The organism is Phytohabitans sp. LJ34, assembly GCF_052068095.1.
Classification (GTDB): domain Bacteria; phylum Actinomycetota; class Actinomycetes; order Mycobacteriales; family Micromonosporaceae; genus Phytohabitans.
In genome coordinates this window covers 454,120-473,041 of the sequence record NZ_JBQHDG010000003.1, presented here as the reverse complement: position 1 = coordinate 473,041, position 18,922 = coordinate 454,120, and the positions used below count along the sequence as shown (strand labels likewise).

The 18,922-nt window shown below is 71.0% G+C and carries 18 protein-coding genes; 5 read left to right on the top strand and 13 right to left on the bottom strand.

The window, feature by feature from the left end:
- Nucleotides 1-187: 187 nt before the first annotated feature.
- The 7 genes from ACTMTJ_RS07575 to thyX form a co-directional block, all read right to left on the bottom strand.
- The gene (locus ACTMTJ_RS07575) at nucleotides 188-1,639 is read right to left on the bottom strand and encodes a S1 family peptidase (RefSeq protein WP_441215382.1); all 1,452 of its coding nucleotides are present in this window, start codon (nucleotides 1,637-1,639) and stop codon (nucleotides 188-190) included.
- Between the two features lie 201 nt (nucleotides 1,640-1,840).
- On the bottom strand, nucleotides 1,841-2,029 hold the full coding sequence (locus tag ACTMTJ_RS07570) for a DUF397 domain-containing protein (RefSeq protein ID WP_441215428.1): 189 nt from the start codon (nucleotides 2,027-2,029) through the stop codon (nucleotides 1,841-1,843).
- Between the two features lie 109 nt (nucleotides 2,030-2,138).
- Nucleotides 2,139-2,336 (bottom strand): DUF397 domain-containing protein, encoded by a 198-nt coding sequence (locus tag ACTMTJ_RS07565; RefSeq protein ID WP_441215381.1) that lies wholly within the window; start codon nucleotides 2,334-2,336, stop codon nucleotides 2,139-2,141.
- A gap of 101 nt (nucleotides 2,337-2,437) precedes the next feature.
- Complete coding sequence (locus ACTMTJ_RS07560) at nucleotides 2,438-3,331, bottom strand: helix-turn-helix domain-containing protein (RefSeq protein WP_441215380.1); 894 nt, start codon at nucleotides 3,329-3,331, stop codon at nucleotides 2,438-2,440.
- Between the two features lie 226 nt (nucleotides 3,332-3,557).
- Nucleotides 3,558-5,246, bottom strand: coding sequence for a ribonuclease J (locus ACTMTJ_RS07555; RefSeq protein ID WP_441215379.1), 1,689 nt, complete (start codon nucleotides 5,244-5,246; stop codon nucleotides 3,558-3,560).
- The gene (dapA, locus tag ACTMTJ_RS07550) at nucleotides 5,243-6,136 is read right to left on the bottom strand and encodes a 4-hydroxy-tetrahydrodipicolinate synthase (protein ID WP_441215378.1); all 894 of its coding nucleotides are present in this window, start codon (nucleotides 6,134-6,136) and stop codon (nucleotides 5,243-5,245) included. Before dapA ends, ACTMTJ_RS07555 begins: the two co-directional genes overlap by 4 nt.
- Before the next feature lie 41 nt (nucleotides 6,137-6,177).
- Nucleotides 6,178-6,930 (bottom strand): FAD-dependent thymidylate synthase, encoded by a 753-nt coding sequence (gene thyX, locus ACTMTJ_RS07545; RefSeq protein ID WP_441215377.1) that lies wholly within the window; start codon nucleotides 6,928-6,930, stop codon nucleotides 6,178-6,180.
- Nucleotides 6,931-7,010: 80 nt separating this feature from the next.
- On the opposite strand from thyX, the gene ACTMTJ_RS07540 reads away from it, so the two are divergent.
- Nucleotides 7,011-7,487, top strand: a complete 477-nt coding sequence (locus ACTMTJ_RS07540) for a toxin-antitoxin system HicB family antitoxin (RefSeq protein WP_441215376.1) — start codon at nucleotides 7,011-7,013, stop codon at nucleotides 7,485-7,487.
- 11 nt (nucleotides 7,488-7,498) lie between these two features.
- Nucleotides 7,499-8,305 (top strand): DUF4097 family beta strand repeat-containing protein, encoded by an 807-nt coding sequence (locus tag ACTMTJ_RS07535; protein WP_441215375.1) that lies wholly within the window; start codon nucleotides 7,499-7,501, stop codon nucleotides 8,303-8,305.
- 732 nt (nucleotides 8,306-9,037) lie between these two features.
- Here the strand turns inward: ACTMTJ_RS07535 and ACTMTJ_RS07530 are convergent.
- A complete protein-coding gene (locus tag ACTMTJ_RS07530) occupies nucleotides 9,038-9,451 on the bottom strand; it encodes a DUF2752 domain-containing protein (protein ID WP_441215427.1) in 414 nt (137 codons plus the stop codon).
- 88 nt (nucleotides 9,452-9,539) lie between these two features.
- A complete protein-coding gene (locus ACTMTJ_RS07525; RefSeq protein WP_441215374.1) occupies nucleotides 9,540-10,745 on the bottom strand; it encodes a winged helix-turn-helix domain-containing protein in 1,206 nt (401 codons plus the stop codon).
- Between the two features lie 204 nt (nucleotides 10,746-10,949).
- On the opposite strand from ACTMTJ_RS07525, the gene ACTMTJ_RS07520 reads away from it, so the two are divergent.
- Nucleotides 10,950-11,777: a bifunctional DNA primase/polymerase gene (locus tag ACTMTJ_RS07520; RefSeq protein WP_441215373.1), complete on the top strand. Its 828-nt coding sequence runs from the start codon at nucleotides 10,950-10,952 to the stop codon at nucleotides 11,775-11,777.
- Nucleotides 11,778-11,840: 63 nt separating this feature from the next.
- On the top strand, nucleotides 11,841-12,392 hold the full coding sequence (locus tag ACTMTJ_RS07515) for an N-acetyltransferase family protein (protein WP_441215372.1): 552 nt from the start codon (nucleotides 11,841-11,843) through the stop codon (nucleotides 12,390-12,392).
- A gap of 54 nt (nucleotides 12,393-12,446) precedes the next feature.
- On the opposite strand, the gene ACTMTJ_RS07510 is transcribed toward ACTMTJ_RS07515, so the two are convergent.
- Genes ACTMTJ_RS07510 through ACTMTJ_RS07495 form a run of 4 tightly spaced genes read right to left on the bottom strand, consistent with a single transcriptional unit; the run spans nucleotide 12,447 to nucleotide 16,607 of the window.
- Nucleotides 12,447-13,283, bottom strand: a complete 837-nt coding sequence (locus ACTMTJ_RS07510; protein ID WP_441215371.1) for a carbohydrate ABC transporter permease — start codon at nucleotides 13,281-13,283, stop codon at nucleotides 12,447-12,449.
- Entirely contained in the window at nucleotides 13,280-14,290 is a 1,011-nt protein-coding gene (locus ACTMTJ_RS07505) for a carbohydrate ABC transporter permease (protein WP_441215370.1), read from the bottom strand. The genes ACTMTJ_RS07510 and ACTMTJ_RS07505 overlap by 4 nt, the downstream gene beginning before the upstream one ends.
- Nucleotides 14,287-15,531, bottom strand: a complete 1,245-nt coding sequence (locus ACTMTJ_RS07500) for a sugar ABC transporter substrate-binding protein (RefSeq protein WP_441215369.1) — start codon at nucleotides 15,529-15,531, stop codon at nucleotides 14,287-14,289. The genes ACTMTJ_RS07505 and ACTMTJ_RS07500 overlap by 4 nt, the downstream gene beginning before the upstream one ends.
- Nucleotides 15,532-15,536: 5 nt before the next feature.
- A complete protein-coding gene (locus ACTMTJ_RS07495) occupies nucleotides 15,537-16,607 on the bottom strand; it encodes a LacI family DNA-binding transcriptional regulator (RefSeq protein ID WP_441215368.1) in 1,071 nt (356 codons plus the stop codon).
- A 131-nt stretch (nucleotides 16,608-16,738) separates the two neighbouring features.
- Here ACTMTJ_RS07495 and ACTMTJ_RS07490 point away from each other — a divergent pair, with 131 nt between their 5' ends.
- Nucleotides 16,739-18,796: an amylo-alpha-1,6-glucosidase gene (locus ACTMTJ_RS07490; RefSeq protein WP_441215367.1), complete on the top strand. Its 2,058-nt coding sequence runs from the start codon at nucleotides 16,739-16,741 to the stop codon at nucleotides 18,794-18,796.
- Nucleotides 18,797-18,922: the final 126 nt, after the last annotated feature.

Here is an 18,922-nt window from a genome sequence, read left to right as displayed (position 1 = left end):
ATCCGGCCCGCCCGCTCACCGCCGGCCCGAGTGGCGATGTGCGGGCTCTTCCTCCCGCCGCGGCGGGCGAGGAGGCGCGTCCGCTCGCGGCGCGCCACGGACCCGGCTGGCAGGGGCCGGATGTGCCCGCGGCGCCTTGCTGAGATTCTGGCCGCGCCGCCCCCTGGATCGAGGGCGGCGCGCTGGCTCACGGTGTGGAGAACCCCAACGTGTAGTCACCCGATCCGGTCCTGGACTGCACCCGGTAGCGGTACACGCCGGCGTTTCCGTTGAAGGTCAGCGTCTCGTCCGACCCGGAGCCGGTGGCCCGGGCCACGGTCTGCCACGCCTGGCCGTTGAAGCGCTGTAGGGAGAGGTCGAAGTCGGCGCCCTCCGGCCCGTCGAGGCAGGCGGTCTGCGCGCCGCCGGCGGTACGGAAGAAGCGGCCGTTCGGCTGGGTCTGGCGGGCGCCGCCGCGGCTCAGCGCGCCGGCCACCGTGACCTCCTCGTCCGCGCACGCGTTGGTCGCGGGCGGCTCCGGCGCGGGCTCCTCCGTGGCCGGCGGGTTGCCGGTGGAGGGCGGCGGGGCCACCTCACCGTTCGAGGTGACCAGCGTCAGCTGGTTGACCTGGAGGATCTCGGTCAGCGGCTGGAAGAACGTGACGCCACCCGACGTGCAGTCGCCCGAACCACCGGATGTGACGCCCTGCGCCTGGTCGCCGGACATCCAGGAGCCGCCCGAGTCGCCCGGCTCGGCGCACACGTTGGTGCGGGTCAGGCCGGTCACCGTGCCCTCGGGGTAGTTGACCGTGGCGTTCTTGGCCTGCACCACGCCGCAGAACGTGCCGGTCGTGGAGCCGGAGCGGCAGATCGACGCGCCGACCGGCGCCTCCTCCGCGCCCGCCACGGTGACCTCGCCGCCGTTGAAGTCGTTGACGACCGGACGCGGCGTCCAGTCACCGTTGACCTCGACCACGCCCCAGTCGTCGCCGGGGAACGACGACGCCGAGAACGTGCCCTGCGCCTCCTGGTTGAAGCCCGTGGTCGGGTCTCCGGTCTGTCCACAGTGGCCGGCGGTCACGAAGCCGCCCACCACCGAGAAGCCGATGGAGCAGCGGGCCGCGCCGTTGATGAAGAACGGGTCGGCGCCGCGCACGTCGAAGAACGGCGTCGGAGCCTCCTCTGTGGACAGCACGCGCACGCTCTGCGCCGGCGCGCCCGCGTCTACCACGAACTCGCGCGCCGCCGCCTCGCCGCCCTTGTTGGCGAGCACGACGACCGTGTTGGTGGCGACGTCGACGTACCAGCCCGGCAGGTTGGGCGTCGCGGCGTCGGCGTTCTGGTCGAGCGCCTTCTTGACCGTGTCGAGGTCGGCGGCGCTTCGCGTGACCACCTTCGGCTCGGCGCCGGCGGCCCGCACGCGCTCGGCCAGCGCGGGATCGGTCACCGCGACGGTCAGGCTGGTGGCGTCCGCGCTCAGCCAGGCACCGGCCCAGGCGTCGGCGGCGCCGCGCTTGAGGTCGGCGATGGTACGCGTCGCCGCGCGCTCGCTCGTCAACCGCGTGCGCGCCTGATCCTGCGTGATGCCGAGGTCGCGCTGGAGCGCCGAGAGGAGCTCGGGCTCCGGGCCGCCGGGCGCAGGACCTCTCGTGGTCGCCACCGCTGGGATCGTCACCGCGGCCGCGGCTCCCGCTGTGGCCACCACTAGTCCTATGGTCAACGCCCGTCTGCGGTCCATCCGCAACACCTCCCACATAGCCGCACTGATCCGGCAAATCGGGGTACGGCGGAGAGCTAGACGCGGATGAATGGGGCGGCGGTGGTGGATCTCACAGAGAAAGCCGAGAGAGTAGTGAACTGATCACTCTCTGCGGCGGTGCAGCCAAGCCAGGAACGAGATCCATTGCCCGGCCGAGAAGATCAGCCGTGGCCCTTCCGGATCCTTCCCGTCTCGGACCACCACTCCTTCGTTGCCATGTGCAACTTCCACACAAGCATTTGTGTCACAGCGGGCACTCTTGTGCCATTGAAGTCGTTCGGTGTCTGCCATCACCGACTCCACTCTATGCAGGGCCATCCTTACGATACGTAATCGCCCCGCCGAAAGGAAGAGGCGGCACCGTCGGCGCACGCGCCCCGGATGCCGCCTCGGTCAGAGCTCAGTCGAACAGGAAGTCGCCGTCGTGCACGCCGCCGACGAAGGCATCCCACTCAGCCCTGGTGAAGAGCAACGTCGGCCCGTCCGGACGCTTCGAGTCACGGATTGCGATGTCGTGGCCGACCGCGGCCACCTCGACACACGTGTTGCTGTCGCATCGCCCGCTCTTGCGCCAGACAAGCGCGGCGGTCTGCTCCATTCGGTTCTCCTCGGATAGGTAAACAGTGTGTTTTACCCCCCGCCCCCGTTAATCCTCGCGACGCTATACGTTGCGAGGATTACCGGGAAGCGAAGCTTTAATCAGCCGCTGGTATATCGGTCGGGCTCGGGCATCATCTGATCCGCGCGAGCCGCTATCAAACTCGCCGAAGCGGTCTCGCCGAGCGACTCTTGCCAGAGATGCTCGAAATATCCGCGGTGGCGCATAAGCGCCTCTCCGGCGTGGACGACCTCGTCCAGGAGGAGGCTTTCGCGGTAGAGCACCGCGTTTTCCTCGTCACCGAAGTCGCAGATGAGAAACGGACCGAGCATCGCGACCAGGGCACCCTTGGCAAAGGGCACGACCCGCACGTGCACGTTGGGCCGGCGCATGATGACCAGCAGGTGGCGCAGCTGCTCGGCCATCACCTCGACGCCGCCCACCGGTCGGTGCAGCACCGACTCGTCGAAGATGAAGAAGATGTCGGGCGGATCGGTGCGCCCGAGCAGCTGCTCTCCGCGCCGCAGCCGGGTCTCCAGGCGCGCCTCGCGGACGAGCGGAGACAGCTCCGGCTTCCAGAAATCGAGGACCGCCTGTGCGTACGCCCGGGTCTGGAACGGCCCGTTGACGACCGTGGGCTGGAAAATGCGAATCGCCGTCGCCTCGGTCTCGAACTGGAGGAGCTGAAGCATCGGTGGGGTCAGGTGCTCCCGGTAGCGCGGCTCGTCCCACCATCCGCGCTGTCGCGACGAACGGGACGACCGCACCAGCTCGTCGATCAGATCGTCGTCATCGACGCCGAACAACTCCAGTAACGCGAGCAGATCCGTCTTCGAGACGGTGACGTCGCCCTTTTCGATGCGGTTGACCTTGCTGAGTGACCAGTCGAGCTCGTCGGCGACGTGTTGCTGGGTGAAACCTCTCGCCTCGCGTGCCGCGCGCAACGCGAGGCGTACGCGGCGGCGTGCGACCGCGGGCGGCTCGGGCGAAGTCATGATCCAACCAATGAGGCGGAGCAAACCTGCCATGTGGCAGATAGCTGTTCCGCCACACGACACGATGCAGGACGTTACACGTGTCACTGGGGACACGCCAGGGCGACACAGACTTGCGAGCGACGACTTGCGGGACGGCTAGCGATCAGTGCCGCCAGTATGAGCGGGGCACGCCGAGATCGCCATGCCGCTATGTGCGACAGGGCGTGTGGGAAATCGAGGGGTCCTAGACCTCGACCACCGTGGGGACGATCATGGGGCGGCGGCGGTAGGCCTCGTTGACCCAGCGGCCGACCACGCGGCGCACGATCTGCTGGAGCTGGTGCGGATCCGTGACGCCGTCGAGCGCGGCCCGGTCGAGCGCCTCGGTGATCAACGGGATCACCGCGTTGAACGCGCCCGGGTCTTCCGAGAAGCCCTTGGCGGACACCGTCGGGCCGCCCACCACCTTGCCGGTGACGGAGTCGACCACGACGGTCGCGGCGATGAAGCCACCGTCGCCGAGGATCCGCCGCTCGGTGAGGAGCGACTCGCCCACGTCGCCGACGGCGAGCCCGTCGACGTACACGTAGCGGCTCTTCACGTGGCCGACCAGCCGCGCCCGCCCGTCGACGAGGTCGACCACGTCGCCGTCTTCGCAGAGGACGACGCGGTCGCCGGCGACGCCGGACTCGATGCCGAGGCGGGCGTGTGCGCGCAGGTGCCGCCACTCCCCGTGTATCGGCATGAGGTTGCTCGGCCGCACGACGTTGAGCAGGTAGAGCAGCTCGCCGGCGGGTGAGTGGCCGGAGACGTGCACCTTGGCCACGTCTTTGTGGATCACGTTGGCACCGGCGCGGGAAAGCTGGTTGATCACCCGGTAGACCGAGGTCTCGTTGCCCGGGACCAGCGAGCTCGCCAGCACCACCGTGTCGCCGGGCGCGACCGTGATGTGCCGGTGGTCGCCGATGGCCATGCGGCCCAGCGCGCTCATCGGCTCACCCTGCGAGCCGGTCGACATCAGCACGATCTGGTCCGGCGGCAGCGTGGTGGCCTCATCCAGGCCGACCACCAGGCCACCGGGGATGCGCAGCAGGCCGAGGTCGCGGGCGATGCCCATGTTGCGAACCATCGAGCGGCCGATGAACGCGACCTTCCGGTCGTACTCGTACGCCGAGTCGAGCACCTGCTGCACGCGGTGGACGTGGGAAGCGAAGCTGGCCACGATGATCCGGCCGGTCGCCTTGGCGAAGATCGAGTCGAGCACCGGCCCGATGTCGCGCTCCGGGGTGACGAAGCCGGGGATCTCCGCGTTGGTCGAGTCGGAGAGCAGCAGGTCGACGCCCTCGGCGCCGAGCCGCGCGAAGCCGGCCAGGTCGGTGATCCGCCCGTCGAGCGGCAGCTGGTCCATCTTGAAGTCGCCGGTGTGCAGCACCAGCCCGGCCGGGGTGCGGATGGCCACCGCCAGCGCGTCGGGGATCGAGTGGTTGACCGCGAAGAACTCGCACTCGAACGGCCCGAGCGTCTCCCGCCGCCCCTCGCGGACCGTCAAGGTATACGGCTCGATGCGCCGCTCGGCCAGCTTTGCCTCGACGAGCGCGAGCGTGAACTGCGATCCGACCAGCGGGATGTCCGGCTTGTGGGCGAGCAGGTAGGGCACCGCGCCGATGTGGTCTTCGTGGCCGTGGGTGAGCACGATCGCCTGCACGTCGCCGAGCCGGTCGAGGATCGGCGTGAAGTCGGGCAGGATCAGGTCGACGCCGGGCTGCTCCACGTCGGGGAAGAGCACGCCGCAGTCGACGATGAGCAGCTTTCCGTCGTACTCGAAGACGGTCATGTTTCGGCCGATTGCGCCGAGGCCACCCAGCGGGATCACACGCAAGCCGCCCTCGGGCAGCGGTGGGGGCAGCTCCAGCTCGATGTGCGCCCCGGTCATAGAGGAAGTCCCGCGGCCTCGCAGTCTTCGCGAAGCTGGGCTATCTCCGCCTCGCTCGCGTCGACCAGCGGCGAACGCACCGGCCCGGCGGGCAGCCCCTTCGCCGCCATGGCCGCCTTGACGAGGATCGTGCCCGGGCTGCGGAAGATGCCCGTGAAGATCGGCAGCAGCCGGTGGTGGAGCGCCAGCGCGGCGGCCATGTCACCCCGCTCGTACGCCTGGATCATCTCCAGGGCGCCGGGGCCGCTGAGGTGGGTCGACGTGCCGACCATGCCCACGGCGCCGACCGCGAGCGCCGGAAGCGTGAGCGCGTCTTCGCCGCAGTAGAACGCCAGCTCGGTGCGCTTGGTCACCCACGACGTCGCGATCAGGTCGGCCTTGGCGTCCTTCACGCCGACGATCCGCGGGTGCTCGGCGAGGCGGACCAGTGTCTCGGTGGCGACCGCGATGCCGGCGCGGTGCGGGATGTCGTAGACCAGCATCGGCAGGCCGGTCGCGTCGGCCACCGCGGTGAAGTGGCGGATCAGGCCGGCCTGTGGCGGCTTGTTGTAGTACGGCGTGACGACCAGCAGGCCGTGCGCGCCCGCCTTTTCCGCGGCGGTCGCGAGCTCGATCGTGTGCGACGTGTCGTTGGTGCCCACGCCGGCGACCACCTTGGCCCGGTCGCCGACGGCCTCTAACACCGCCCGGATGAGCTGCTCTTTCTCCCCGTTGGAGGTGGTGGGCGACTCGCCGGTGGTGCCATTGATCACCAGCGCGTCGTTGGCCTGGTCGTCCACCAGGTAGGTGGCGAGCCGGGCCGCTCCCTCAACGTCGAGTGAGCCGTCGGCGCGGAACGGGCTCACCATCGCGGTGAGCAACCGCCCGAAGGGTCGGTGGTCGTGCGTCATGCTTGACAACCTAGCGGACCCGCGCTGACCGGCCGAAGTGGTTACGACACCTGCGCATAAGGGCTGGCCGCGACCTCCGTGCCGTCGGGCAGCTTGGAGATCGTGAAGTCGCTGAAAACGTTGGGCGCGGCGCCCTGAAGCTGCCGCAGGCACTCCACGGCCAGCTCGCGGATCTCGACGTCGGCCGTCTCGGTCGCGCGCATCGCGATGAAGTGGCGCCACGCCCGGTAGTTACCGGTGACGACGATGCGGGTCTCGGTGGCGTTGGGCAGGACCGCGCGGGCCGCCTGCCGCGCCTGCTTGCGGCGGAGCGTGCCGTTTTCCACGTCGGCGAACCGGCGCTCCAGGCCCTCCAGCAGCTCGTTGTAGGCGCGGAGGCTCGCCTCGGTCGCCTCTAGGAAGAGCTTGTGCAGCTCGGGGTCGTCGGCGATCACCTCGGGCTCGACCATCGCGGCCTCGCGCTCCGGCACGTAGCGCTGGGACAGCTGCGAGTACGAGAAGTGGCGGTGCCGGATCAGCTCGTGCGTGAACGAGCGGGACACCCCGGTGAAGTAGAACGTGACCGACCCGTGCTCCAGCACCGACAGGTGCCCCACCTCGAGGATGTGAGCCAGGTATCCCTCGTTGGTGGCGGTGGCCGGGTTGGGCTTCTTCCACGACTGGTAACAGGCGCGGCCGGCGAACTCGGCGAGCGCCTGACCCCCGTCGGCGTCGGTGGACCACGGCACGTCGTCCGGTGCCTCGAAGTGGGTCCAAGCGATGAGTTTGACCTGGGGCGGGACTACTTCCGGCATGCCCGGGAGCCTAGACCACCCCACCGACAACATCCGCACCGCGGCTTGCTATGACGTCATCATGGTGTCATAGTGACGTCATGGACCTGGCACCGTATCTGGAGAACCTGCGGCGAGACCTCGCCGCCACCGCCGCACCCGGCGGGCCCGACGTGGCTCGGGCAGCCGACCTGCTCACCGGCGCGCTCGACGCGTCGGTGCGGCTGTGCCTCCTGGAGGTGCTCTCCGACGCGGCAGACGAGATCACCGCCCGGCTTCCGGCGGCGACCGTCGAGGTGCGCCTACGCGGTGGCCAGGCCGATTTCGTGGTGACGCCGACTGACGTCATGCCAGCACCGTCGGTGACACCACCCGAGCCGTCCGGCGACGTCGCCCGGATCACGCTGCGCCTGCCCGAGTCCCTCAAGGACACGGCCGAGCGCGCCGCGGCCGCGGAGGGCGTCTCGGTCAACACCTGGCTGGTCCGCGCCGTGCAGGCCGCGGCGCAGGGCGGCCCGTCCACCCCACCGACCCGTGGCATCACCGGCCGCCGGATCACCGGTTTCGGCCGGGCCTGAGAGGAGTCACCATGCCCGAGTTCCCCAGCCCCACGCCCGTCAACACCGTCGTCCGCCTGGCCGCCGGCGAGCTGGAGATCACCGCCGAGGAGCGCGACACCGCGCTGGTCGACGTCCAGCCGGCCGACGACCGCCCCGCCTCCCACGAGGCCGCCGAGCGCACGAAGGTCGAGATGCGCGGCGACACGCTGACCGTGGCCGCCCCCGAAAGCGGCTGGCTGTCCGGCCGCGCCGGCGCGCTGGCGGTCACCATCCGCGTGCCGTTGGACAGCCGGCTGGCCGTCAAGTTCGCCTCGACCCGCGTCGACTGCCACGGCCGCTTCGCCACACTTGACGCCGACGGCGCGTCTGGCGGCCTGACCATCGACCACGTCACCGGCGACGCCACGGTGAAGATCGCCGGCGGCGACGTGGTCGCCGGACAGATCGACGGCAAGTTCGAGGTCGGCGGCGCCTCCGGCGACGTCACCGCACGACACGTGGGCGGCCCGGTCGACGCCCGCCTGGCCAGCGGCAACGTCAACATCGGCGCGGCCGCCGCCAGCGTGAAGGCCCGCACCGCCTCCGGCCGGGTCGCGATCGGCGCCGCGCGGCGCGGCACGGTAAACGTTCGCACGGCCAGCGGCGACGTAGCGGTAGGCGTCCGCAGCGGCACCGGCGTCTGGCTCGACCTCAACACGGTGTCCGGCCACACCACCAACGACCTGGACATGACCGCCGGCGGCGGCGAGTCCGGCCACGACCTCAGCGTCGAGGTCCGCACCGCCAGCGGCGACATCGCCATCCAACGCGTCCCCGCCGACGCCACCGCGGCCTGACCTCCGCCTTCACGGTAGAGCCACATTTCGTGCGTCCGTCGGGGTAACTCGCCGCCGCTCCCGCCGAGACCGGTCGGTGGGTGGCTGCGGTGGGAGCCGTGCTTCGCACGCTGGCTGCGGCATCGGGGGGTTGACCGGGCCGCGAAACACCATGATCGGCGGCTCGCCGGCTGCTTTCCCACTGGTTGGGTATGTGGCTCAGCATGTGGGCGACGTCATGATCGTTAACCCGAAAAGGCTGTGACACGCCGAGGACCACGCCCCTATCGGGCTAACGATCATCGCAGCGCGGTAGACGCCGGGGGCTTGCGGAGCCTTGCTTGGCCGGGCCGCAAGCCGGCCAAACCGCGAAAGTCGAGGCGCCCTGACTCTCCAAGATCTGGAATCTCGGGCCGCGTGCACGGCGGCGGCGACTACTCGGGACGACGAAAGCGCAGGCGGCGCATCCGCCGAGGCAAAGGGGTGACGGCGACCGAACGCGGGGGTGAGCCGCGGGAGCAGCGGACCAGACCATGGTCGACTTAGGGTGAGTGGCATTGGGCGTTCAGACCGCTGCTTCCGCGGGCTTGCACCGCGGACCCGGCAGCGGACGGCCGGGGATTTCGGCTCGGTTACGAGCCGCCGGCCGGGAGCGGTGCCCGCGGGAGCAAACGGTCTACAGGTGACGCGGACGTGGGCAAATATGTCTCCAGCCCATCTCACGAAGAGCGAGACACCCCGACTCCCAAAGGTCTAGACGTAGAACCAGGTGAACGGCGCCCACGGCAGGTTTCGCAGGATGCTGAAGCCGAGCCACGCCGCGAGGAAGACGCCGATCATCGTCGGCGTGACGCGCAGCGACGGCAGCGTCTTGCCGAACACGCGCTTGCCGGCCCACGCCACGTACACATACACCAGGAACGGCACCGCGAAGATGAACAGCGCGTGGTGGCGGGCGGCGGCGGGGAGGTCGCCGTGGATCATGTACCAGAACGCGCGGGTGCCGCCGCAGCCTGGGCAGTCGAGGCCGGTCGTGAGCTTGAGCAGGCAGGTGGGGGGCGCGTCGGCGGTCGACTCGGTCGGGTTGGCGATCGTGACGTAGCCGGTGGCGGCGGCGAGGCAGCCAAGCACCGCGACCGGGGCCAGCCACCGTGGTGACCTGGCCATCAGGCGCGTGAAGCGGCCGGGCGGCGGGGGCACGAAATAGGGCGGAGGCGGCGGGGCGGCGGTGGGGTCGGCCACGCTGGTCACCCGCTCACCGTACACCGAGGGCGCTCCTCAGCTTGAGGTCTCCGCCCTCGGGCCGGGCCACCTCCGACAGGCCGAGCCAGCCGGCCAGCCGCTGGAGCTCGGCCGCCAGTGCCTCGGCGGTCTCCTCGGGGTCGGCGCCCGGCTCGAGCCAGGCCGCCGGCACGCGGAGCACGCCGGCTTTGCGGTCGGCTTTGAGGTCGACACGGGCGGTGAACCTGTCGTCCTGAAGGAACGGCAGCACGTAGTAGCCGTGGACGCGCTTGTGTGCCGGCGTGTAGATCTCGATCCGGTAGCTGAAGTCGAACAGCCGCTCGGTGCGGGCCCGCTCCCAGATCAGCGGGTCGAACGGGCTGACCAGCGTGGCACCCCGCACCCACCGGGGCAGCTTGGCGTCGGCGTGCAGGTAGGCCGGCTGGCGCCAGCCGCGCACCTCGACCGGGAGCAGCACGCCGGCCTCGACGAGCTCGGGGATCGCGGCCCGCGCGCCGGCGACGGGGAGGCGGAAGTAGTCGCGCAGCTCGAACTCGGCGGCCACCCCGAGCGAGCGGGCGGACACCGCCACAAGCTCGCGGTAGGCATCGGCCGGCGTCGGCGTGGGTGCGGCCAGGACCTCGGCGGGCAGAACGCGCTCGGGCAGGTCGTAGACCCGCGCGAAGCTGCCATTGCGCCGGGCGGCGACCACCTCGCCGGCCCAGAAGAGGAACTCCAGCGCGCGCTTGACCGACGACCAGTTCCACCCCCAGTTGCCCTTTTCGCGCGGGCTCTCGTGCTCGATCTCGGCGGCGGTCAGTGGGCCGTTGACCCGCACCTCGTCGCGCACCCAGTCGACGAGCTTTGGCTCCTCCTCGACAATGCGCCGCACGCCGCCCCACGCGTGGGCGCCGGCCATGCGCCACCGCAGCGCGGGGTGCAGCGACACCGGGATCAGCGACGCCTCGTGCCCCCAGTACTCGAAAAGCTCGGGTGGCCGCCCGTAGGCGGCGCGGTCGAGCAGGGCCGTGGGATAAGGGCCGAGCCGGCTATACATCGGCAGGTAGTGGGCGCGCTGAAGCACGTTGACGGAGTCGATCTGGAGCAGGGCGGTGCGCGACAGCACGCGGCGCACGTGGCGCATGGTGACCGGCCCCGCCGGCCTGGGGTCGGCGAAGCCCTGGGCGGCCAGCGCGATGCGGCGGGCCTGCGCGATCGACAAAGACTCTGGAACGGCCATCGGGTCGAACGCTAACCGACGGGTACGACACTCCCCTCCAGCACCAGCGCGGTGAGCCGCGCGGACGGGTCGAGGCCCGGACGACGACGCACCAGGGTGCTGGGGCCACGAGTCCAAGATTGGACACTCGCCGTCTACACGAACATCTCCGCTCCGTATCCGGACCGTCGACGCTTAGTACACACGTTCGATAGAATGGCGCGCGTGGACCCGCTGGAGAGCGCGTTGTGGTATGCGTCCACCGGCGTGCCCGTCCTCCCCCTGCACACCGGCCTGGGCGGCGGCCGCTGCTCGTGCCGGCGGCCACACTGCGACCGGCCGGGCAAGCACCCGCGGTGGCACCCCCGCCTGATCACCGCCGGCCTGCACGAGGCGAGCACCGACCCCGACCAGGTGCGCCGCTGGTGGTCCGCCTGGCCGGAGGCAAACGTGGGGCTGCGCACCGGCGTCGCCGTCGACGTGTGCGATGTGGACACTCCGGCCGGCCTGCACCTGCTCCGCGACCTCATCGGCGACCTCGACGAGACCCCGCTGGTGCAGACCGGGTCGGGCGGCCTGCATCTCTACTTCGCCGCGAGCGGCGCGCCCAACAGGGTCCGCCTGCTGCCCGGCGTCGACTGGCGCGGCGAGGGCGGTTACGTGGTGGCGCCGCCGTCCGTGCACGGCAATGGCACGCGCTACCGATGGATCAGCCACGGCCCGGCGCCGCCCTGCCCGCCCGAGCTGCTGCGCCTGGTCATCCCGCCTCCGCCACCGCCGCCGCCGGTGGTGCGCCACCCCGGTCGGTACGCGGCGGCCGCGCTCGACAACGAGGTCACGCGCGTGCGCTTCGCGCCGGTCGGCGAGCGCAACAACACGCTCTACCGCGCCGCCCGCAGCCTGGGCCGGCTGGCGGCGGCCGGGCTCCTCGACCCGTACGACGTGGTGAGCGCGCTGACCCCCGCCGCGCTCGCCGCCGGGCTGGGCGCCGCGGAGACCGCGCGCACGATCCGCTCGGGCCTGACCGCGAGCCGCGGCCGGCGGGTCGCCTGACCCCCATGGCCGGTCGTGGGGCCGGCGACGCGCGCCGGTCCCACCTCCGTAGGCTGGTCACCCATGGCCACGGGGTACGTCCGGCCGGCCCGTCCCGAGGACGCCGGCGAGATCGCACGCATCCAGCTCTCGACGTGGCGGACCGCGTACCGCAAGGTGCTGCCGGCCCGCGCGCTCGACCAGCTCGACGAGGCGTGGATCGCCGAGCAGTGGCGCGCCGCGATCGAGGCCCCGCCGAGCGCGCGGCACCGGGTGCTCGTCGCGTTCGAGCAGGCGGAGACCACCCACCTGGTCGGTTTCGCCGCCTCAGGCCCCGCCGACGAGCAGGCCCTGGCCCCCGACGAGCCACCACTCGGCGCGGACGTTGCCGCCTTCACCGACCTGCTGGTCGAGCCCCGCTGGGGGCGCCGCGGCCACGGCAGCCGCCTGCTCGCCGCGAGCGTCGACCTGTGGCGCGAAGACGCCCTGGCGACGGCGGTGGCCTGGGTCTACGACGGCGACCCGGCCACCCGCAAGTTTCTCGGCTCGGCCGGCTGGGAGCCCGACGGCGCCACCCGCGCCCTCGACGTCGACGACCAGCTCATTCCCCAACACCGCCTCCACACCAGCCTTTAGCGGAGCGCCGCGATCTCCGCACGACTGGCCCTTCGAGCGCGGCGCGGAGTGGTTTCAGCCCTTCTCGGCGCCTTCTGATGCGCCGCGGACGAAGTAGCGCTGGAAGATCACGAATATGATCGCCACCGGGATCGTGGCGAGCAGGGCGGCGCCGAGCTTGAGCGGGTACTGCGTGCCGACGCCCAGTGAGCCGCTCACCAGGTCGGCCAGGCCGCGCGGCAGCGTGAAGAGGTCCGGGTCCTGTACGGCGACGAGGGTGTGCGGAAACTCGTTCCACGAGCCCTGGAACGACAGGATCGTCAGCGTGATCAGCGCCGGCCGGGCCATCGGGAGCACCACCGACCAGTAGGTGCGGAAGATGCTCGCGCCGTCTATGCGGGCCGCCTCCTCCATGCTGGCCGGCACCGACTCGAAGAACTGCTTCATGATGAACACGCCGGCCGCGTCCACGATGATGGGCAGGATCAGCGCGGTGTAGCTGTCGTAGATGCCGAGCTGGTTGAGCACGAGAAACTTCGGGATCAGCAGCACCACGCCGGGCACCGCCATCACCGCGATGACGCCCGCGAAGATGGCTCGCCGGCCGCCGAAGCGGAGGCGGGCCAGCGCGTAGCCGGCCAGCGAGTCGAAGAACACCCGGCCGGCCGTGATGACGATCGTGACGAGCACCGAGTTGCCCAGCCAGAGCGGGAAGTTCGTGCCTTCGAAGATGCGCTCGAAGCCGGCGAACGACACCGGGTTGGGCACCGGCGACAGCGGGTTGTCGGCCGCGTCCGGCTCGGTCTTGAACGAGTTTGCCAGCTGGATCACGAACGGGTACAGGAAGACGAGCGCGAAGAAGATCAGGATCGAGTACCCGACCAGGGTGTTGACGAGACCGCGCGGCTTCACGAGGACTTCCTCTCCCGGAGGAGCCACCGCTGGAGCAGCGTCATCGCCACGATGATCAGGAAGAGCACGAACGAGATCGCGGCTCCCCGGCCGTACTCGAAGTCTCTGAAGGCCGTCCGGTACGACAGGAAGGCCGGCGTCAGCGTGGTCTTGGCCGGGTTGCCCTGGCTCATCACGTAGATCTGGTCGAAAACCTGCCAGGTGCCGATCAGTCCGAGCGTGAGCACCAGGAAGAGGGTCGGCCGCAGCATCGGGAGCGTGACGAAGCGCAGCCGCTGCCACCGGTTGGCGCCGTCGATGAGGCTCGCCTCCTCGACCTGCTGGGGCACGTTCTGGAGGGCGGCGAGAAACATCAGCATGAACGTGCCGGACGTGGTCCACACGACCAGCGCGATGATGGCGCACATCGCCACGCTCGGGCCGGAGAGCCAGTCCCACCAGGTCAGGCCGAGCACGCCGTGGTCGGCGAGCGCGCCGGGCGGGCTGTTGACGCCCACGGTGTCGAGCAGCAGGTGGACGAGGCCGCGCGAGTCGTCGAACCACACCGGCCCGTCGATCCCCACCGTGCCGAGCAGCGCGTTGACCGCGCCGGAGTTGGCGAAGATGAACAGGAACACCACGCTGATCGCCACCGAGCTGGTGACCGACGGGAAGTAGAACGCGGTGCGGAAGAAGCCTTTGCTCTTGAGCATCCGCTGGTTGACGACGAGCGCGAGCCCCAGCGCCAGCGCGGTCTGGATCGGCACGACGAGCGCCACGTAGTACAGGTTGTTGCGGATGCTCGTCATGAAGTCCTGGCGGGGCAGCCCGTCTGCGGTGATGAGCGACGTGTAGTTGTCGCCGCCCACGAAGGGCACACCGGACCGGAACGGGCTGCCCTGCCCGTTCCAGCCGGTGAGGCTCACCCACAGCGCCATGAGGATCGGCAGCAGCAGGAAGAGACCCAGGATCAACACGACGGGAGCGACGAAGAGCCAGCCCGCCAGGGTCTCGCTACGCGTCCTCATTGCCCCAGCGCGGACTGGGTGTTCTTCTGCACCCGAGCCAGCAGCGCCTTGGGGTCGCCGTTCGTCAGGCCTTGCAGGCCGGTGTCGAAGTCGGCGAGGACACTGTCCATCTTGGGCGCGTTGACCGGGCCCTGCGCGTACGCGGCGCCGTCGATGAACGCCTTGTCGGCCGGGAACTGCTGGGTGAACTGCCCACCTGCCGACTGTCGGGACGGCATCACGCCGAACGCCTTGGCGAACGTCATCTGCTGGTCGGCGATGGTCATCGCCTCGACGAACTTGACCGCCGCGTCCTTGTGCTTGCTCTTGGCCGCGATGCCCCAGCAGTTGGTGAACGAGAGCGTGCCCTGGCCCTTGGGACCGGCCGGCAGCGGGTGCACGGTGTACTTCACGTTCGGGAAGTCCGCCGACAGCGCACCCTTGATCCAGTTGCCCTCGATGGTCATCGCCGCCTTGCCCTTGCCGAACGCCTCACCTGCCCAACCGGCGTCGAGCGCCTTGGGATACTCGGCGTACTTGTTCTTGAGCAGCCCCTGCACGTACTGGAGGGCCTGGAGGTTTTCCGGCGTGTCGGCGGTGGCCGTCTTGCCGTCCACGCTCGTGATCCAGCCGCCGGCCTGCACCATGAACGCGCCGATCCGGTCGCGGGTGTCGCCGAGCGCCAGCGGCACGGTGCCCTTCGCCTTGATCTTCTGGGAGACCGAGGTGAGCTGGTCCCAGGTGGTGGGGATGTCCGCGTCGGTCAGGCCGGCCTTGCTCCACAGGTCGGTGTTGACCACCAGGGCCAGCGTGGAGAAGTCCTTGGGCGCGCAGTAGAGCTTGCCGTCGTACGTGAACGTCGTGCGCAGGCTCTCGTAGAAGTCACTCGAGTTGCTGATCTTGTCGCCGTAGGGCTCCAGCGCGCCCACGCTCGCGTAGTCGGCGAAGCGGCCGGCGTCCACATAGAACACATCCGGTGGGCTGTCGCCGGCGAAGGCCTGCCCGAGCTGCTGCGTCAGATCCTGCGCCGGCGTGACGGTCGCGGTGTTGCCGGACGAGCTGGCCCACTTCGCGGCCGCCTCCTGTACCGCGGTGGTCTCGGCCTGCCCGGACGAGCCGATGAGGATCTGGAGCGACACCGGGCCGGACTGCTGCTGCGCGGAGTCCGAGGAGTCGTCGTCGAACCCGCTGCCGCACGCGGCGGTGGCCAGCAGCGCGCTGGCCGCGACCGCGGCGAGCAATGTCCTATGTAGCATTTCCATCTCCTTCAGGCTGACTGGCGGATCACGAGGGAGGGTTGGAGGAGCACGGGACGCGGCGCGGTGCCCCCGTCGAGCACGCCGGCGAGAAGGTCGACACAGCGGGCGGCCGCCTCGGCGAGCGGCTGCGCGACGCTGGTGAGCCCGAGCACGCGCGCGACGGGCGTGTCGTCGAAGCCGGCGACCGCGACGCCCGGAGACGCCGCGGTGTAGGCCCCGACGGCCAGCGAGTCGCTCGCACACACGAGTGCGGTCGGTGGGTCCGATATGGACAGCAGGTCGCGGGCCGCCGCCTCGCCCTCGGCGACACCGTCCACAGTGGCGCGGGCGAGGTCGGCGTGGTCCGGCCCGACGGTGCTCGCCCACCCGGAGCGGCGCTCGTCGCCGACGCCGGAGCCCGCCGGCCACCCGACGAAGCCGATCCGCCGGTGCCCGGCGTCGAGCAGGTGGCGGGTGGCGGCGGCGGTGCCTGCCGCGTTGTCGACGTCGACCCACGGATGGCTGTCGGGCGCACCCCAGGGCTCAGCTAGCTGGCTCGCTTCGCTCGCTTCGGCCCTGGATGCCGGCTGAATCCGGGCACGTCGCTCCGCGCCATGCTCCGGGTCCAGCCGGCCCCACGGCCGCCCGAACGTCACGAACGGCACGCCCCGCTCGGCCAGCCACGACGTGCGCACGTCGCCGTGATGGGTGCTGGTCAGCACGAAGCCGTCCAGCTCGTGGGTGGCGAGCAGGTCGTCGTAGGTGGCGATCTCGGCCTGGTCGTCGGCGGCGGCGTAGAGCAGGATGCGATATCCGGCCGGGGCGGCCGCCTCGGTCAGCCCGTGCAGGAAGCGGTCGAGGACCGAGCCGTTGATCCCGTCGCGGGTGGGCTCGATCCGCACGGCCAGCAGGCGTGACCGGCCGGTGCGCATGAGCCGGGCGGCCTGGTTGGCCCGGTAGCCGAGGGTGGCGATCGCCTCACGCACCCGCTCCCGGGTCTCCTCGCGGACCAGGTGCGGGGTGTTGAGCACGTTGGACACCGTCTGCCGGGACACGTTGGCGCGCGCGGCAACCGTGGCGATCGTCACCTTACCACCCATTCGTACCTTCTATCCTCTTGAACGTTCAAAGCGAGGTGGGGCATGATTGGATCGTTCAAGTTTCGGGGTTGTTTCGCACTTTGCTCCGCGCGAGCCGATCTGTCAAGACTGTCCCCAGGAGGTAGTCACCCGTGCCGGACCGCAAGCTCCAGCCGCTGCTACACGACCTCGTGACCACGACGACGGCGCCGACGACGGCGCTCAGCGGGGCCGGCGGGCAGATCAGCGGGGCCGGCGTCCAGGGCGTCTTCCACGCCGACGCCCGCGTGCTCGCCGAGGCCAGGCTGCTGGTCGACGGGCGCGAGCCGCAGCCCATCGGGTACACGGCGGCGGGGCCCGGCACCGCCCGGTTCGTCTCGGTCGTACGGTGGCTGGGCACCCGGATCCCCGACCCCACCGTGCGGATCGACCGGGTCCGCCGCGTGACCGCGGGCGGGATGGCCGAGGAGATCACCGTGACCTCGACCGCCGACGTGCCCGTCCGCGCCACCGTCACCCTCGACCTCGCCTGCGACCTCGCGCCGATGGACATGGTCAAGTCGGGCGGCTCGACCGAGCGGCTGTCCCCCACAGCGCCACTCGTGTGGAGCGGCGGCGGCATCACCGTGACGGTGGTCGCCTCGGGGCTGCCCCAACCCGGCGGTGGCCGCTCCACGACCAGCCCGGATCGGGGCGGCAGCACAGCCCTGGAGAGCCTCACCTGGCCGGTCGACCTGCCGACGCGTGGCAGCGTGACGCTGCGCTGGGAGGTGCGGATCGACGACCCGCGCGCGATCGTCGCCGCGCCCGCCGGGCCGGTCGAGTGGTCCCGCCCGGAGGTCAGCGCCGACGACCACCGGCTGGTGCGCCTGCTCGACCGTTCCCTGGACGACCTGGCGTCGCTGCGGCTGGCCGACGGCGACGACACCTACCTGGGCGCCGGCGTGCCCTGGTTTCTGACGCTCTTCGGCCGGGACAGCATCTGGGCCGCGCGCATGCTGCTCCCGCTCGGCACCGACCTGGCCGCCGGCACGCTGCGGGTGCTCGCCCGGCGCCAGGGCACCCGCGACGACATCCGCTCCGGCGAGGCGCCCGGCAAGATCATGCACGAGCTGCGGCGGCACGACACCACCCACCGCGCCGAGCGGATCGATCTGCCCGCGGCGTATTACGGGACCGTCGACGCCACCCCGCTCTGGGTCAGCCTGCTGCACGACGCCTGGCGGTGGGGAATGCCACCGGAGCAGGTGGCCGCGCTGCTCCCGCACGTCGAGGCCGCGCTCGCGTGGCTCGGCACGCACACCGACTTCGTCCGCTACGTCGACAAGAGCGGCCGCGGCCTCGCCAACCAGGGCTGGAAGGACTCCGGCGACGCGGTCCGCTTCCGCGACGGCCGCCAGGCCGACCCGCCGATCGCGCTGGCCGAGGTGCAGGGCTACGCCTACCAGGCGGCCCTGCACGGCGCCGCGCTGCTCGACGCGTTCGGCCGCCCGGGCGCCGACCGCTGGCGCGACTACGCCGGCGCGCTGGCCGAGCGCTTCCGCGCACGCTACTGGGTGGACGGTCCACAGGGGACGTACCCGGCGCTGGCCCTCGACCGCGACGGCCGCCCGGTCGACGCACTGACCAGCAACATCGGCCACCTGCTCGGCACCGGCCTGCTGACCCCCAAGGAGTCGACCGCCGTCGCCGAGGCACTCGCCTCCCCCACCCTCTCCGGCGGCTTCGGCCTGCGCACGATGTCCACACAGGACGCCGGCTTCAGCCCGCTCTCGTACCACTGCGGCTCGATCTGGGCACACGACACCGCGATCGTGCTGGCCGGCCTGGCCCGCGAGGGCTTCGGCCCGGCGGCCGCCAAGCTGGCCGACGGCCTGCTGAGCGCCGGCGAGGCCTTCGACTACCGCCTGCCCGAGCTGTACGGCGGCGACGACCGGACGGAGTTCGCCCGGCCGATGCCCTACCCCGCCGCCTGCCGCCCCCAGGCCTGGTCCGCCGCGGCCGCCGTGGTGGTGCTGCACGCCGCGCTGGGCGTCTACCCGGACGTGCCGGCCGGCCGCGTCACCCTCCGCCCGTCGCTCCCGCTCGGCGCCGTGCGAGCCACGGGCCTCCGCATCGCCGGCACACCGGTGAACGCCTCCGTGGACGGCGACGGCCGCCCGGCTATGACCGGCCTACCGGCCGGCCTGACGATCCACGAAACCCTCTGACGTCATCGGTGGTGTCGCGCCGATCCTCCGGGCCCGGCCCGCTGGTCGACAGGCCAGGCCCAGGTGATGGTGTCATCCAACCGCATTTGCTCTGCTTCCCTATGGGAAGCACTCGCCCTGCCCTAC

What these genes read in the sequence shown, in the direction of transcription:
- ACTMTJ_RS07570 (WP_441215428.1), bottom strand. Translation starts at nt 2,029, where the DNA reads ATGGCAGACACCGAACGACTTCAATGGCACAAGAGTGCCCGCTGTGAC.
- ACTMTJ_RS07565 (WP_441215381.1), bottom strand. Translation starts at nt 2,336, where the DNA reads ATGGAGCAGACCGCCGCGCTTGTCTGGCGCAAGAGCGGGCGATGCGAC.
- ACTMTJ_RS07560 (WP_441215380.1), bottom strand. Translation starts at nt 3,331, where the DNA reads ATGACTTCGCCCGAGCCGCCCGCGGTCGCACGCCGCCGCGTACGCCTC.
- ACTMTJ_RS07555 (WP_441215379.1), bottom strand. Translation starts at nt 5,246, where the DNA reads ATGACCGGGGCGCACATCGAGCTGGAGCTGCCCCCACCGCTGCCCGAG.
- dapA (WP_441215378.1), bottom strand. Translation starts at nt 6,136, where the DNA reads ATGACGCACGACCACCGACCCTTCGGGCGGTTGCTCACCGCGATGGTG.
- thyX (WP_441215377.1), bottom strand. Translation starts at nt 6,930, where the DNA reads ATGCCGGAAGTAGTCCCGCCCCAGGTCAAACTCATCGCTTGGACCCAC.
- ACTMTJ_RS07540 (WP_441215376.1), top strand. Translation starts at nt 7,011, where the DNA reads ATGGACCTGGCACCGTATCTGGAGAACCTGCGGCGAGACCTCGCCGCC.
- ACTMTJ_RS07535 (WP_441215375.1), top strand. Translation starts at nt 7,499, where the DNA reads ATGCCCGAGTTCCCCAGCCCCACGCCCGTCAACACCGTCGTCCGCCTG.
- ACTMTJ_RS07530 (WP_441215427.1), bottom strand. Translation starts at nt 9,451, where the DNA reads ATGGCCAGGTCACCACGGTGGCTGGCCCCGGTCGCGGTGCTTGGCTGC.
- ACTMTJ_RS07525 (WP_441215374.1), bottom strand. Translation starts at nt 10,745, where the DNA reads ATGGCCGTTCCAGAGTCTTTGTCGATCGCGCAGGCCCGCCGCATCGCG.
- ACTMTJ_RS07515 (WP_441215372.1), top strand. Translation starts at nt 11,841, where the DNA reads ATGGCCACGGGGTACGTCCGGCCGGCCCGTCCCGAGGACGCCGGCGAG.
- ACTMTJ_RS07505 (WP_441215370.1), bottom strand. Translation starts at nt 14,290, where the DNA reads ATGAGGACGCGTAGCGAGACCCTGGCGGGCTGGCTCTTCGTCGCTCCC.
- ACTMTJ_RS07500 (WP_441215369.1), bottom strand. Translation starts at nt 15,531, where the DNA reads ATGGAAATGCTACATAGGACATTGCTCGCCGCGGTCGCGGCCAGCGCG.
- ACTMTJ_RS07495 (WP_441215368.1), bottom strand. Translation starts at nt 16,607, where the DNA reads ATGGGTGGTAAGGTGACGATCGCCACGGTTGCCGCGCGCGCCAACGTG.